The 14,446-nt window shown below is 67.4% G+C and carries 13 protein-coding genes; 6 read left to right on the top strand and 7 right to left on the bottom strand.

Features of this window, described 5'->3' with window-relative positions:
• Nucleotides 1-102 precede the first annotated feature (102 nt).
• Both F6W70_RS17875 and purL read right to left on the bottom strand, forming a co-directional pair.
• Nucleotides 103-258: a hypothetical protein gene (locus tag F6W70_RS17875; RefSeq protein ID WP_170287942.1), complete on the bottom strand. Its 156-nt coding sequence runs from the start codon at nucleotides 256-258 to the stop codon at nucleotides 103-105.
• Nucleotides 255-2,585, bottom strand: a complete 2,331-nt coding sequence (gene purL / locus F6W70_RS15825) for a phosphoribosylformylglycinamidine synthase subunit PurL (RefSeq protein WP_151487290.1) — start codon at nucleotides 2,583-2,585, stop codon at nucleotides 255-257. Before purL ends, F6W70_RS17875 begins: the two co-directional genes overlap by 4 nt.
• A gap of 294 nt (nucleotides 2,586-2,879) precedes the next feature.
• Between purL and F6W70_RS15820 the strand changes: the two genes are divergently transcribed.
• From F6W70_RS15820 to F6W70_RS17870, 5 genes are all read left to right on the top strand, one after another.
• A complete protein-coding gene (locus tag F6W70_RS15820) occupies nucleotides 2,880-3,812 on the top strand; it encodes a hypothetical protein (RefSeq protein ID WP_151487289.1) in 933 nt (310 codons plus the stop codon).
• Nucleotides 3,813-4,086: 274 nt separating this feature from the next.
• Nucleotides 4,087-5,283 (top strand): MalY/PatB family protein, encoded by a 1,197-nt coding sequence (locus F6W70_RS15815; RefSeq protein ID WP_151487288.1) that lies wholly within the window; start codon nucleotides 4,087-4,089, stop codon nucleotides 5,281-5,283.
• Between the two features lie 95 nt (nucleotides 5,284-5,378).
• A complete protein-coding gene (locus F6W70_RS15810; protein ID WP_151487287.1) occupies nucleotides 5,379-5,609 on the top strand; it encodes a hypothetical protein in 231 nt (76 codons plus the stop codon).
• Nucleotides 5,606-6,376, top strand: coding sequence for a 3-keto-5-aminohexanoate cleavage protein (locus F6W70_RS15805; protein ID WP_151487286.1), 771 nt, complete (start codon nucleotides 5,606-5,608; stop codon nucleotides 6,374-6,376). The genes F6W70_RS15810 and F6W70_RS15805 overlap by 4 nt, the downstream gene beginning before the upstream one ends.
• Nucleotides 6,377-6,411: 35 nt before the next feature.
• The gene (locus tag F6W70_RS17870) at nucleotides 6,412-6,570 is read left to right on the top strand and encodes a hypothetical protein (protein WP_017830110.1); all 159 of its coding nucleotides are present in this window, start codon (nucleotides 6,412-6,414) and stop codon (nucleotides 6,568-6,570) included.
• Nucleotides 6,571-6,707: 137 nt separating this feature from the next.
• Here the strand turns inward: F6W70_RS17870 and F6W70_RS15800 are convergent, their stop codons facing one another.
• Both F6W70_RS15800 and F6W70_RS15795 read right to left on the bottom strand, forming a co-directional pair.
• Nucleotides 6,708-9,086, bottom strand: coding sequence for a M1 family metallopeptidase (locus F6W70_RS15800; protein WP_170287941.1), 2,379 nt, complete (start codon nucleotides 9,084-9,086; stop codon nucleotides 6,708-6,710).
• Between the two features lie 277 nt (nucleotides 9,087-9,363).
• A complete protein-coding gene (locus F6W70_RS15795; protein WP_151487284.1) occupies nucleotides 9,364-10,365 on the bottom strand; it encodes an SDR family NAD(P)-dependent oxidoreductase in 1,002 nt (333 codons plus the stop codon).
• 86 nt (nucleotides 10,366-10,451) lie between these two features.
• On the opposite strand from F6W70_RS15795, the gene F6W70_RS15790 reads away from it, so the two are divergent.
• Nucleotides 10,452-11,021 (top strand): TetR/AcrR family transcriptional regulator, encoded by a 570-nt coding sequence (locus tag F6W70_RS15790; protein WP_318278923.1) that lies wholly within the window; start codon nucleotides 10,452-10,454, stop codon nucleotides 11,019-11,021.
• 24 nt (nucleotides 11,022-11,045) lie between these two features.
• Here F6W70_RS15790 and F6W70_RS15785 read toward each other — a convergent pair whose 3' ends face one another.
• The 3 genes from F6W70_RS15785 to F6W70_RS15775 all read right to left on the bottom strand — a co-directional run bounded on the left by F6W70_RS15785 (nucleotide 11,046) and on the right by F6W70_RS15775 (nucleotide 14,330).
• Entirely contained in the window at nucleotides 11,046-11,525 is a 480-nt protein-coding gene (locus tag F6W70_RS15785; RefSeq protein ID WP_170287940.1) for a DUF2087 domain-containing protein, read from the bottom strand.
• A gap of 174 nt (nucleotides 11,526-11,699) precedes the next feature.
• Nucleotides 11,700-12,128 (bottom strand): phosphatase domain-containing protein, encoded by a 429-nt coding sequence (locus tag F6W70_RS15780; protein ID WP_127481555.1) that lies wholly within the window; start codon nucleotides 12,126-12,128, stop codon nucleotides 11,700-11,702.
• Between the two features lie 81 nt (nucleotides 12,129-12,209).
• Nucleotides 12,210-14,330, bottom strand: coding sequence for a GmrSD restriction endonuclease domain-containing protein (locus tag F6W70_RS15775; protein ID WP_170287939.1), 2,121 nt, complete (start codon nucleotides 14,328-14,330; stop codon nucleotides 12,210-12,212).
• Nucleotides 14,331-14,446: the final 116 nt, after the last annotated feature.

Here is a 14,446-nt window from a genome sequence, read left to right as displayed (position 1 = left end):
GGAGGAGGCATCACCTCGGGAGGAGATCTCCGCCCCGGGAGGAGGCACCGCGGGGGTTCATGCGCCCGAAAGGCGAAAGTCCTCCCGAAGGCAGCGGGCGTCTCAGCCGAGGAGCAGCGTGATCACGGTCGCGCCGCCACCGCCGAGGATGAGCGCGATGATGACGGTCCACGCCACGATGCGCATGCGTCGGTTGCGCTTCTCGCCGAGGTCGCCGTAGTCCTCGTCGTTCGAGTCCTGACGGCTCACGTCGCTCATGCGCTGACCTCGGTGACGGTCGGGCCGAAGTACGACGGGAGGGTGGCCTGCGAACGCTCGCGCAGTTCGGCGGCCGTCACGGTGAAGACGCCCTGAACCTCGAGCTTCGCGCCTTCGCTGTCGGTCACGCCGATGCGCATCACCGGGTAGTCGCGTCCTTCGCACAGACCGCGGAACTTCACGTCGTCTTCGCGGGGCACGGTCACCAGCACGCGGCCGGTCGACTCCGAGAACAGGGCGGATGCAGCATCCACACCGTCGCGCTCGATGATCTCGTTCAGCCAGACGCGGGCGCCGACACCGAAGCGCATGACGCCCTCGGCGAGAGCCTGCGCGAGGCCGCCTTCGGAGAGGTCGTGGGCCGAGGAGATCAACCACTCGTCGCGAGCCGCCGACAGCAGACCGGCGAGACGCTTCTCACCAGCGAGGTCGACCTTGGGGGGCAGGCCGCCGAGGTGCTGGTGCACCACATCGGCCCAGGCCGAACCCGAGAGCTCGGTCGAGGTGGTGCCGAGCAGGTAGATGTTCTGGCCCTCGTCCTGCCATCCGGAGGGGATGCGGCGCGAGACGTCGTCGATGATGCCGAGCACGCCCACGAGCGGAGTCGGGTGGATCGGCACGTCGCCCGTCTGGTTGTAGAACGAGACGTTGCCGCCGGTGACCGGGGTGCCCAGCTCGTAGCATCCGTCGGCCAGGCCGTCGACCGTCTGACCGAACTGCCACATGACCTCGGGGTTCTCGGGAGAGCCGAAGTTCAGGCAGTCGGTGATCGCGGTGGGAACGGCGCCGGTGACGGCGACGTTGCGGTACGCCTCGGCGAGGGCCAGCTGCGCACCCGCGTAGGGGTCGAGCTGGCAGTAGCGGCCGTTGGCGTCGGTCGAGACGGCGAAGCCGAGACCCGACTCCTCGTCGACGCGGATCATGCCGGCGTCGTCGGGGAAGCTCAGGGCGGTGTTGCCGAGCACGTAGTAGTCGTACTGGTTGGTGATCCAGCTCGTGTCGGCCAGGTTCGGCGACGCGACGAGGTTCAGGAACTGCTCGCGCAGCGTCTCCGGGTCGTTCGAGCGGGGAAGGTTCTCCGCGGCATCCGACTGCAGTGCGTCGATCCACGTCGGGTAGGCGACCGGGCGGTCGTAGACGGGGCCGTCGACCGCGACGGTCGAGGGGTCGACGTCGACGATGCGCTCGCCCTGCCAGTCGATGATGAGGCGTCCGTCGCCGGTGACCTCGCCGAGCACGGAGGTCTCGACCTCCCACTTGTTCACGACCTCGAGGAATGCGTCGAGCTTCTCGGGGGCGACGATCGCCATCATGCGCTCCTGCGACTCCGACATGAGGATCTCCTCGGCCGTGAGCGTGGGGTCGCGCAGCAGCACGTTGTCGAGGGAGACCTTCATGCCGCTGTTGCCGTTGGCCGCGAGCTCGCTGGTCGCGCAGGAGATGCCGGCCGCGCCCAGGTCCTGGATCGCCTCGACGAGCTCGCCGCGGTACAGCTCCAGGCAGCACTCGATGAGCACCTTCTCGGCGAACGGGTCGCCCACCTGCACGGCGGGACGCTTGGTCGGACCGGTGGAGTCGAAGGAGTCGGAGGCCAGGATGCTCGCGCCGCCGATGCCGTCGCCACCCGTGCGAGCGCCGAACAGCACGACCTTGTTGCCGACGCCGGTCGCGTTGGCGAGCTTGAGGTCTTCGTGACGCAGCACGCCCACCGCGAGCGCGTTCACGAGGGGGTTGGCCTGGTAGACGGAATCGAACACCGTCTCGCCGCCGATGTTCGGAAGGCCCAGGCAGTTGCCGTAGAAGCTGATGCCGCTGGTCACGCCGTGCACGACGCGGGCGGTGTCGGGGTGGTCGATCGCACCGAAGCGCAGGGCGTCCATGACCGCGACCGGGCGGGCGCCCATCGAGATGATGTCGCGGACGATGCCGCCGACACCGGTCGCCGCGCCCTGGAAGGGCTCGATGAACGACGGGTGGTTGTGCGACTCGGCCTTGAAGGTGACGGCCCAGCCCTCGCCGACGTCGACGACGCCCGCGTTCTGGCCCATGCCCACCATGAGGCGTTCCTTCATCTCGTCGGAGACCTTCTGGCCGAAACGACGCAGGTAGTTCTTGGACGACTTATAGGAGCAGTGCTCCGACCACATGACGGAGTACATCGCCAGCTCGCCCGAAGTGGGGCGGCGTCCGAGGATCTCCTTGATGCGCGCGTACTCGTCGGGCTTGAGTCCGAGAGCCGCGTACGGCTGCTCCTTCTCGGGCGTCGCGATCGCGTTCTCGACAGAGTCGGGGACGTGCTGGTGGGAAGGTGCAGGGGCGGTGGTCACGCGCACTCCAAAGGAAGGGGCCGGCGGGGCAGGTTCAGTCTACCGGCGCGGCGTCCGACAGGATTTCGGCTGAAGGAGCACGTGAACCCGCCGCCTTCATCGAATCGTTGTATGAAACACCCAGGCTTTCCGCCCTGGTGATCCTAGGGTGGCGATATGCGCCTGCGTCTCCTTGCTCCTCTCGGCCTCGCGACCGTCTTGGTCATGGCCGGATGCACTCCTGTCCCCGACGTATCGCCGAGTCCCTCCGCCTCCGCGCCGGATCCGACGCCGACACCCACAGAGGAACCCATCGTGGCTCCCGAGGCGGCGTTCGATGTGACGTGCTCCGACGTGAACAGCGCCGTCGCGGGCGTTCTGGGTGCGTCTGTCGGCGGGGAGAAAGACGTCCTGGGCCTGACATCCACACCGATCTGGTATCCGGGGCCGGCGCAGTACATGATGCAGCAGGCCGGAGGGATAGCGTGCTCGGCGGGCGACCCCGTGCAGTTGGACCCCAACTCGACCTCCCCCGCGGACTGGAGTCTCGCGGTCGTGCCTGGTGCGCAGGCGATCATCGACGGTGCGGCGGAGCGTGGCGCGAGCGACATCCCCGGAGACGGCATCCGGTGCTACACGGGCTCGTGCACCATCGAACTTCGCGACGGCGACGTGCTCATGACCGGTTCGTTGCGGTCCTCCGCATTGGTCGAGAGCGATGCCGACCGTGTTCGCGAGGCGATGGCGGGAGTTCTGGCATCGGCCGTCGCAACCCTTCGCGACTTCGAGCCCGGTCAGAGCAAGATCGCGGGGGCACGATGCGAGACGCTGCTCACCGCGCAGGAGGCGTCCGAGATCCTGGGCAGGGAAGTCGTGATCATGGACTACACCGAGCTCGGGGGGTGGGGAACGGCCGCGGAGATCTACTTCGCGAGTGAAGGAGCGCAGTACTGCATGTACGCGACGGGGCCGGACCCGTACGGCGATCCCACGCTGGTCGCACTCACCACCCTTCCCTCCGGTGCGTGGGCGTTCGAGAAGCTCGATGCCGGGAGCCCGGTCTCCCTCACCGGCGCGGACTCCGCCCTCACGGGAGTCGACTTCTACGGCCGGACGGTGCTCGACGCTCGTGTCGGTGCCGACTGGCTGCGGTTCACCGTTCCCGTCGGGGAAGACGCATCCTCCGTCACGTCCGTCGCGGAGGCGACCATCGAGCATCTGACCCGGGGCCGTCCCGCCCCGCAGTGATTCCCTGTGGGGTCCGCACGACGGATGTGCCGGATGCAGGGAGCGGGGACGGATGCAGGAAGACTCGCCGCGTTCTGCTCCTGCATCCGTCCGATCTCCCGACGGATGAACCGCCGGGAATCGCCGTCACGCACGGAAACGTGAAATGCGACGGCGCGGGGCCGTCCGTAGATTGGTCGGACCCCGCTGTGAATGGAGTTTCCTGTGTCCGAGATCCGCGCCCTGCGCCCCTCCTGTACCGACGCCGTCGGCTGAACCGGCGGGAACCCAGATCATGACCGCGGACCGTTCCTCGCACGCGTTGCATCCGTTCGATGCGCGTACCCGTCTCTTCCTCGATCGGCCGCAGAGTCGTAAGTGGAGTCTGCATCCCGGCCACATCGGGGCGTGGGTGGCGGAGATGGACTTCGGGGTCGCTCCCGAGATCGCGGAGGCGCTGCACCGGGCGATCGATGGCGAGAACCTCGGCTACCTCTCGCCCCCGCAGGCGACGGAGCTGGGAGAGGCGACGGCTGACTGGATGCGCGACGAGTACGGCTGGGTGGTCGACCCGGAGCGGGTGCATCCGGTATCGGATGTGATGGCGGCTCTCGGGGTCGCGGTGCAGGAGTATGCGCCGGCGGGTTCGCCCGTGATCGTGCCGACTCCTGCGTACATGCCGTTCCTGACATACCTGCCGGCGATCGGGCATCCGGTGATCGAGGTGCCAGGTGTCGAGATCGACGGGCGCTGGCAGCACGACCTGCAGCGCATCGACGAGGCCTTCGCCGCGGGGGCGCGGACACTCGTGCTCTGCAACCCGCACAACCCCACCGGCACGATCGTCGGTCGGGAGGAGCTCGAGGCGATCGCTCAGATCGTGGAGCGGCACGGCGGGCGGGTGTTCGCGGATGAGATCCACGCCCCGCTGCGGTACGACGGTGCGCCGTTCGTGCCCTACGCGTCGGTGTCGCCGGCGACGGCCGCGCATACGGTCACGGGGACGAGCGCATCGAAGGCGTGGAACATCCCGGGGTTGAAGACCGCGCAGCTGATCACCTCGAACGATGCGGATCAGCAGCTCTACACGCGGTTCGGGTTCGCGGTGCAGCACGGCGCGGCCACCCTCGGCGTCGTCGCCTCGACGGCGGCGTATCGGTCGGGAAAGCCGTGGCTGACGGACGTGATCGAGTACCTCGACGGGTCGCGGCGGCAGCTCGCGTCGCTGGTGGACGAGCATCTTCCCGGCGCCGTGTATCGCGTGCCCGAGGCGACATACATCGGGTGGATAGACATGTCCGCGCTCGGGATCACGGGTTCCCCGGCAGCGTTCTTCCGTGAGCAGGCCGGGGTCGTGCTGACCGAGGGACGCCTGCTCGGGCGTGGTGCGGAGGACCATGCGCGGATCGTGTTCGCGACGCCTCGTCCGGTGCTCGACGAGGCGTTCGCGGCGATGGGCGCTGCCGTGCGTCGGGCCGGTCTCGCGGCCTGACATCCGGCGCTCTCGAGCGATGCTGTCGAGGCTGTCAAGGGTCTCCTCGATGTCGGTGGCCTGACGTAGAAAGGGAGACGAGAGAAGGGATCCCCATGGCTGCAGGCGACATCGAGACGTTCCACCGCAACGGCATCTGGTTCAACCGCATCGAGGGCGAATCGCAGACGTTGGGCAGCAGTTTCATGAGCGAGGCCGAGGCGGTGAAGGTGGGTCGCAGTGCCGCGGTCGCGCGTCAGGTCGAGCACACGGTGCGCAGCGACGAGGGCCCTTCGGTCGACTCCTTCTCCTTCGACTTGCACCCGCGTGAGCTGATCGGCCGATGAGCGCGACTTTCGATGCCGATCACGTTCCCGGGCCCGAGCGACGCATGCTGTTGCAGGCATGCGTCAACGGCGCCCGCGATGCGGTCGGACACCCGTGGCTGAGCGCGGATGCCTCGGTCGTGGCCGACGACGCCGCCAGAGCTGTGGCGGCGGGCGCGCACGAGGTGCATGTGCATCCGAAAGATGCCACGGGACGCGACAGTCTCGCCGCCGACGATGTCGCACGGTGGGTGCGGGCGATGCGCTCCGCGAGCCCTGGCGTGCCGGTCGGCGTGACTACGGGGGCGTGGGCCGAGCCCGATGTCGAGCGTCGTCTCGCGGCCATCGAGAGGTGGACGGAGCTGCCTGATCACGCGTCGGTCAACTGGCACGAGGCCGGCGCCGACGAGGTGGCCGCGCTGCTGCTGAAGCGAGGTGTCGCGGTCGAGGCGGGGCTGTGGGATGCGGCCGGCTTCGAGGTGTGGAAACGCTCGCCCGTCAGAGGGGAGTGCCTGCGGGTGCTCATCGAGCTTCCCGACGAGCCGACCGACACGCTGCGCGACCACGCCGAGGGGATGATCGCCCACGTCGAGCTCGAGGAGCCCGACCTGCCGATCCTGCTCCACGGGGAAGAGGGTTCGACGTGGCCGGTGTTCGACCTCGCGGTCGAGTTCGGCGTGGCGTCGCGGATCGGGTTGGAAGACACCCTGCTGCTCCCCGACGGTGCGACGGCACCGGGCAACGCCGCGCTCGTGCGGGCGGCTGTGGCGAGGCTACGGGGAGTCTGACCGCCCTGCGACCTGCGCTGCGGCATCCTGGGGCGATGTTCGCTGACTCACTTCTCGTCTTCCTTCTCGCGAATCTCGTATACGTCTTCATCGGGATCGCCATCGCGTGGCTGGTGATCTACTCGGCCGTGCGGGCGGCGCTGACCTCGCACCGACAGGCGATGGCGCGGGAGGCGCGTCCCGGCCAGGAGTGACCGGCGGGTGCCGGTGGATGCTGGCCGACGCGCGGTGAGAACCACGACGCCCCGCCGACATCGCCGGCGGGGCGTCATGGTGAGTGCGAGCGGCACTCGGCGGATGCCGCGAGCGGGCCGCGGCAGCCGCCGATGTCTCAGGCGGCGTCGATGCGGTGGCGACGACGTCGAGCGACGAATGCCGCGCCAAGCAGGAGCAGCACCAGGCCGAGGGCTGCGCCGCCGATGGGCAGTTCCGCACCCGTCTGTCCCAGCTGGCCGGCGCCGGGAGTGGTGCCGCCGCCGGGGGTCGTAACTCCGCCGCCCTGGCTGAGGGCGGGACCGACGGCTGCGGTGGCCGCACTCGTGACGGAACCGGCACGGAATCCGTCGAGCGTCCCGGTCACTGTGACCGTGATCCGCTTGCCGAGGGCGTCTGCCGGAACGACGAACTGGGCGCCCGGCGCGGCCGCGCGGGCCATCCGCAGGACGGGTGCATCGCTCACGACGGGCGCGCCGTCGATCGCCCAGGAGTAGCTGAGCGCGGTTCCGGCGGGCCAGCCGTCCGAGGTCGCGGTCAGGGTCTGTCCGACCGCCGCGGTGCCCGTGATGATCGGAGCGCTGGTCGGCGCGAGCACCTCCATGATCGAGAGCTCCGCGACGCAGGTGGCGCAGGTGCCGCCGAGAGTAGCGACGCGCGCGGTCGACGAGAAGGCACCGCTCGGTGCATCCTCAGCCACTTCGACCGTGAACTGCACCTCGGTGGAGGCCCCCGCTGCGACGCCCGCGGGCACGTTCCAGGTGAGGGTCGTGCCGTCGAGGACAGTGCCCGTCGGCACAGCCACCAGCGTCGCGCGCGAGAGCACGTCGCTGAGATCGACCGTCACCACGGAGGAGGCGAGTGCCACCCGGCCCGTGTTGGTGGCGCTGAGCGTGTAGGTGGCGGCGTCGCCGATGTCGAGCGGTTCCGCGGCAGCCGGGGTCGCTGTCAGCGAGACGGACAGCTTGTCGGGCCAGGCGGGCTTGCCAGGCTCGAGGATCCAGTCGTTCCATAGTGCCGTGATGTCGCGGCCGGAGAGCTCTTCGGCGAGAGCCTTGAGGTCGGCGCTCGTGCGGCTCTGGCCGGCGAAGCGCGTCTGCCATTCCTTGATCAGGGCGAAGAAGGCGTCGTCGCCGATCGAGATCTTCAGCGCCTCCCAGAACTGGGCGCTGCGGGTGTAGGTCTGGTAGCCGTAGAGCTCGTTCGAGGCGGTCTGGGCGCCCGGGGGGATGTTCCAGTCCGCGCTCGACGAGGCCTTGTTGTTCCACGAGTTGAAGTAGCTCTGCTCGGTGCTGGTTCCCGAGCCGAAGGCTGCGGCGCTGTTGTAGTAGGTCGGGCCCCAGGTGGCCATCCCTTCGCCGATCCAGATGTCGGTCCAGGTGGTCGGTGCGACGTTGTTGCCGTACCACTGGTGGACGAGTTCGTGGATGAGGGTGTTGCCGTTCACGGAGTTCGTGCTCGGGAAGAACGACCGGTCCTGCGTCTCGAGGGCGTAGTTGACCCCGCTGGGCACGGTGTCGACGATCACGCCGGTGCTGTTGCCGGGGTAGGGGCCGTAGATGCTCTCGAGGTTGCGGGTGATGGTCTCGAGCTGCGCGACCCGGTTGCGGATGGTGGTCTTGTTCGTGTCGCTGAGCCCCGCGTCCATGAAGGACCACGAGGGGATGACGCGGTTGTCGCTCAGGGTGACCGAGCCTTCGATCACCTCGAAGCGCCCGATCGCGATGACCACGAGTTCAGAGGCCATCTGCTTGTCCTGTCGCCACACCCAGGTGGTGCGCTCGCCCGAGACGGTCTTCGACTGCAGTTCGCCGTTGCTGGCGACGGCCGCGTCGCCCTGCACGCCGGAGACGTTGGCGAGAACCGAAGGGGCATCCACCGAGATCGTGTACGTGGCCTTGTCGCTCGGGGTGTTGTTGTGGGGGAAACCGGCCATGGTGCCGATCGGCTGTCCGAGGAGGATCGCGCCGTCGTTCGTGCCGTTCCAGCCCTCGAAGGCGCCGTCGCTGTCGACGTGGCGCACGGGTGTGCCGCTGTACGTGACGGCGACCGTGAACTCCCCTTCCACCGGGGTCGGCACGGTGACGATGAGCTTGAACTTCTCCGCAGCCGGGTCGATGTCGCGCGACCAGCTGGCAGGGACGCCGTTGACGGTCACCCCCTCGACCGTCATGCCTTCGAAGTCGAGGGAGAACTGGTGCAGCGGAGCGAGGGCACGGGCGGTCATCGTCGTCGTGGCAGTGGTGATGTCGCCGGTGACCAGTCCGTCGGCGACGCCGGTCGGGCTCCAGCTGAGGGAGACGTCGTAGTCGAGGGCGTCGTAGCCGCCGTTGCCGATGTTCGGGAACATCGGGTCGCCCGAGGTGCGGGGCCCGGCGACGGAGTCGTCGGCCGCTGCCGCGGGAAGAGAGGTGGCGAGAAGGGAGCCGGCGAGGAGAGCGGTGATCGGAAGAGTCGCGATCAATCGTCGACGGGCGGGGGAGGTCAGTCGAGGCATGGGGGCTTTCAGGTAGGCAGAACGCGGGCGACCGGTCACGTCGTCGTGGTGCGGGGGAGGCTTGTGGCCCTGGGGATGCGTATGAAACGTATGGAACGTATGTTTCTGCAATATATCGTGCCGTTCACGGTTCGGTTGCGGCGAGTTTTTCTGTTCGCTGACCGGGGGAATTGTTCGACCCTGTCCAGGATGCCGCCCACCGTGCATCATCCGCCCGGAGATGCGAAACGCCCCCGCCGTTCGGGTCGGCGGGGGCGTCGGCTTCGCGGGTGCGGTTTTACTGCACCGACCATCCGCCGTCGGAGGCGAGGATGGCGCCGTTGATGTTCACGGCGTCGTCCGACAACAGGAACGTGATGGATGCGGCCAGGTGCTCGGCCGTCGCCACGGTCGGGATCGCCTGCTGGAACGGGGCCAGGCGGCCCGAGCCGTACTCGGACATGTGCGGGGGCATCGGGATGCCGGTGGCGACGCCGCCCGGGGCGACCGAGTTCACGCGGATGCCCTTCGGCCCGTACATGAAGGCCGCCGACTTGGTCACGCCGACGATGCCGTGCTTGCTGGCCGTGTAGGCGTTGCCCGAGGCGTTGCCGCGCAGGCCGGCCTCGCTCGAGACGTTGAGAATCGAGCCCTGGCCCGCGGCTTCCATCACCGGGATGACCGCGCGCATGAGCTTGAACGGAGCGGTCAGGTTGATCGCGATGACGCGGTCCCAGACGGCGTCGGGGGTCTCGCCCGCGGGAGAGAAGTCGTCGTTGATGCCGGCGACGTTCGCCAAACCGTCGATGCGGTCGCCCGCGGCAGCGAGGACGGCGTCGATCGCCTCCTGCTGCGTGAGGTCGCCCGCGACCGTGACGATGTCGGCATCCGGCAGCTCCGCCTTGAGAGCGTCGAGCTTCTCGGCGGCGATGTCGCTCGCGATCACGCGTCCGCCTTCGCGGGCGATGCGCGAGGCGGTGGCCTTGCCGATGCCGGAGGCGGCACCCGTGACGATCACGGTCTTGCCGGCGAAACGGCCGGAGGTGGGCTTCTCGGTCCAGCCCTCGGAGGTGTGGTCTTCGGGGATCTCGCCGCCGTTGGCCGCGCGCACGAGGTCGTCGACCACCGACTGGGGAAGCTGGCCCTGGCTCATCGCGACCAGCTGCTGCAGGGGAAGGCCGAGCACGGGGGTGAGCAGCTCGGGGTCGGCGCCCGTCTGCGCGAAGAGTCCGCGGATGAGGGGCCCTCCGGTCGGGTCGTTCATCCAGTCGCCGATGGTGGAGTGTGCGGTGAGGGCCATGCTCGTTCTCCTTGTTCGGGTTTCGCTGTAGTTTCGCAACGGTGCGTCTACTTATGTTCGAGTCTACGCCTGGGTACGCTCGAATGGTGCCCCGTCCTCGCAGTGAGAAAGCCCGCCAGTCCGTGCTGGAGGCGATGCGGCGCGCGCTCGCCGCAGACGGATACGAGGCCGTGACGATCGAGGGCCTCGCCGAGTCTGCGGAGGTGTCGAAGCAGACGATCTACCGGTGGTGGCCGTCGAAGGCCGCGATCCTCGGCGAGGCACTGCTCGAAGGATCGCTGCCGGGTGCCGAGGTGTCGGTGCCGATGACGGATGACCTCGGGGCTGATCTGCGGGCGTGGTTCTCGGCCATGTCCGACGGGTTGGCCCGGCCCGAGGGTGTGGCGCTCGCGCGGGCGCTGATCGAGGTGACGGCGGCTGACCCCGAGCTGGGGCTCGTCTTGAACGAGCGGTTGGCGGCGCCGATCCGTGAGTGGGTGGCCGAGCGGGTGTCGCGCGGGCGTGCCGCGGGGGATGTGCGGGCGGATGTGGATGCTGCCGTGATCGCGGATCAGTTCATCGCGATGGCGTCGTACTCCGCGTTGATCGGGCAGCCGTTGAGCGCGGGGCGGGTCGAGGAGACGGTGGTGCGGTTGCTGCGGGGGATTGCGGCGTAAAGGCGGGTGCTCCGTGGTCTCGAGCTAGGGTCGCCAGTACCGCGAGCCATCGTTCTCGCGGGCGAGAATCCGGTGGACGACTAGATACCTACGCAGTGTCGGGACATCGGAGGTATACCGTTCTAGGCGGCTGTTCACTTCCGCTTCAGTGAGCCGTTCACCCGCGTTGATCGCCTGATCGCCAATCGTCGTCAGCAACTTTTCTCGCTCGTTTGCGCGCCGTGGGTACTGTCGTATCCGACCGCTTTCGTCAAGCCACCGCTGCAGGGGATCTGACGTCACCTTGCCACCAATACCTGCCAGCTCTGCCCTGATTCCTGCGGAGTTGAGCGCAAGGGTTTCGGTCTCTGCTGTGATGAGTCCGCTTCGAGACAAGGCCTCAACGGCCTTTTCCTTCCTCGCCTGAGGGATATCGTCGGGGTCGACGTGCAGGACGATGCTCGCGAAGACGCGAGCCACCTCCTCGTTTGCCAGACACGCCAACATTGCTCTCACGTCGCTCATGATGCCTCCAGGATCGCAGGTTCGCGTTGAGATCGTCTCATCGGTTCTGCGAGGAGGAGCACGCAGAGCGCATACGGGGCGCCCGAGCTCGAACGTCATTCCCCACGGTGATGTTGCATTCCGGCATTTCGTTGATGCCGAACAGGCGAGGTCACACGGCCGGTGAATCGCGGACTAGAAGTCGCCCTCGGCGACCTGGAAGCAGGTCAGCCCGCGAGACCGCCACATCTCGACCACGCTGCGGCGGTCGTCGACGACGCCGATCACGGTGAAGTGCGGTTCGATGTGGGCGTCGTAGATCTCGGCTTTGACGATGTTGTCGGCGCGCTGGTCGCCCGTACGTCGGAGCAGGAGGCGGTCGAACGGGATCTCGTTGAACGTCAGCCAGGCTTCGGTGGCGCGGCGAGCGGTCTCATCGCGGCCCGAGACGACGATGAGCGCGTCGACGTCTGGATGCGCGGCGAACGCCTGAGCGGCGACGACGACGGGGTGGTTCGGAGTGTCGACCGCCACGTTGCGCATGTCGTACGGCGAGCGGTCGCCGATGAGGGCGAGGGTGCCGTCGACGTCGAAGATCCAGGCGCGGGGGCGATCTGTGGGCATGGTGCGAGGGTAGTGGGTTCTTCGGTGAGAAGTCGGGGTCTCCTGAAGCACGCCTCGGGCAGGTCCGACGGTTCGCTGATGTCAGGACGGCAAGCGCAGGAGCTCCTCGCGGAGGTCGTTGATCACGGGTCCTCCCTCGACGCGCCAGAAGTACCATGCGTTGCCGCTCTTGCCGCCGCGTACTTCCCTCGCCGCCCCAGCCGGGCTCTCGTAGGTCTTGCCCTCGTAGAGCATTCTCCCGCCGGCGAGCAGAGTTCCCCGCGCGTCGGGCCACCGTCCGTCGGTGCATTGAAGGGTGGCGCCGACCTCTATCAGGCCTGCCGCAATCACGTCCGAGTATGACGCCGTCGCCTTCGACAATCGCGACGATCGGTCGATGGTCTTGCCTTCGTGGCCTTGTGGAACTGGCCAGGTGGCCGCGACGGCCGTAATCATCTCTTCCGTGCGCTCATCGATGCGCCGCTCGGCCCAGCCATCGGCAGACGAATCGACGATTGCGCGGTTCATGAGAAAAACATCGTGGCGATGGATGGCGGCGCGCTTGCCGTCGTCCCCGAGCCAAGGGCCATTAGAAACCGAGGCGTTGAGCGAACCAGTGATGAGGGTGAGGTTTCCGAGCCGGTGCACGTGCTCGTCGCGGTCGGCCTCTGCGGCCGCATCCGAAACAGGCCAGTGAGACTGCCATGCTCGAGGCAGTAGATGCTCGACCTGGTTCTTGTCTCGGTGCATCCTGATGCCTGTCTTCGACGGGCCGATCTGCGTGTAGCCCCGGTACCAGTCTTCGATCGCTTGGAGAAGCATCCGCTGCATCGGTTGGGGAAAGCGCCGATAGAACGGCACGGAGCGCAACGTCTCAGTGAGTTCTTCGTCGCCGGGCCAGTACGTGCTGGTGGACTGTTGGCGCGTCAGGTGTCTCTGGACCTTGTCGACGACGTCCTCGTCGGATGCCCCACGTGCGGCCGAGATCAGCTCGGCGGCAACTCGGCCAAGATCGCCGTTCTGCAGCCGCAGCAGGCGTCGGCGGACGATCCAGCTTTCAACAGCATCGACCACACCAGCGATCGTTCCAGGTCCATAAGGGTTGCCTGGTTCGGTGAGCCAGAGCACGACGGGCTTGGTGATCTCCACCTGGGCCACCGACATCCGATAGACGTGGAGCTCCACGCGGTTGAGGTCAGCATGCGTTTCGGCGGCGCGCTCGGTGAGTTGTTGGTAAGTGGCGGCTTGGGCCGTGATGAGTTCGAGGAGCTCCGACATCGTGTGGTCGGTTTCGTGTTCGGTGAAGAACTTGAAGCGCGCGAATGTGGAGCGAGGGCTCACTTCCTTGCCGACTCGTGAGATCAGCCACTGCCCGAGGAAGAGCGCGCTGCGGGTCGTGGGGAAGCGCCCTACGCTGACTTCGGCCTCCCAGAACTTCGTCTCGAACGGCCAACTCCGGTACGCCTCCGCCGTGTCCTTGCCTTCTGCTTTCAGCCGCTGGAAGACGAAGTTCTTGATGAGGTCGGCTGCAGTCAGCGGAGTGCCACGGGCGTTCAGCGTCTCGAAGATCTCCTGCGAGTCCTCGTCGGACGTCAGACGGATGACTACGAGTTGCAGTGCCGTCTGGAGTGAGATAGCGAGTGCGTCTGCTCTCGCACTCAGAGTGTCGGGATCGGAGTCAAGCCAGGCGCCGACGTGCGAGGCGAAGTACTCGTGCGCCTGCGTGAGGAGTGAGCTGCGGTGACTCAGTGCCGCATGATCGACCGGCGGCTCGGCGACCATCACCTCGTCGAACGCGGGTCGATCTCTGTTCGTGTGGCGCAGCTTCAATGCCGTCTCTCCGTCTCCGACGAAGTTGCTGTCGTTGTGCGTCAGGAAGTTGAGGCGTGCGGCGAGCGCATGCAGATCGCGTGCGGCGAAGGCTGCCGCTGTCGCGTCGAGAGCGAGCTGCAGCGTCGTCAGCCTTTGCTGGCCATCGACGATCTGGAACTCCTGCATACCTACAGGACCGGTCGGTGCGTCTTGTGTGACGACCGCTCCGAGGAAATGCGTCGCGTTCGAACCGGGGTTGTCCATCCGATGCTCAGTCAGGCGTCTGATGTCGCCCCAGAGGGGTGCCCACTGGTCCTCCTGGGTCCACACATACGGGCGCTGATAGATGGGAACGGTCAGGTGCTGCGGCATGCCGAAGATTCCCTGAGGCGTCGTGAGGTCGGTCTTCACCCAGTGCTCCCTTGCTGGACCAATCAGGCGTGGTCGATTGCATTCTATGAGCGCTGGGATCTTCTCAGCGGCTTGTGGCTCTGTCCATCCGGGAGAACTGGAACGTTGCTTCATAT

The sequence above is a fragment of the Microbacterium maritypicum genome (assembly GCF_008868125.1).
Taxonomy (GTDB): domain Bacteria; phylum Actinomycetota; class Actinomycetes; order Actinomycetales; family Microbacteriaceae; genus Microbacterium; species Microbacterium maritypicum.
Note: the sequence above shows the minus strand (reverse complement) of the source record. Positions and strands in the feature narration are given on the sequence as shown.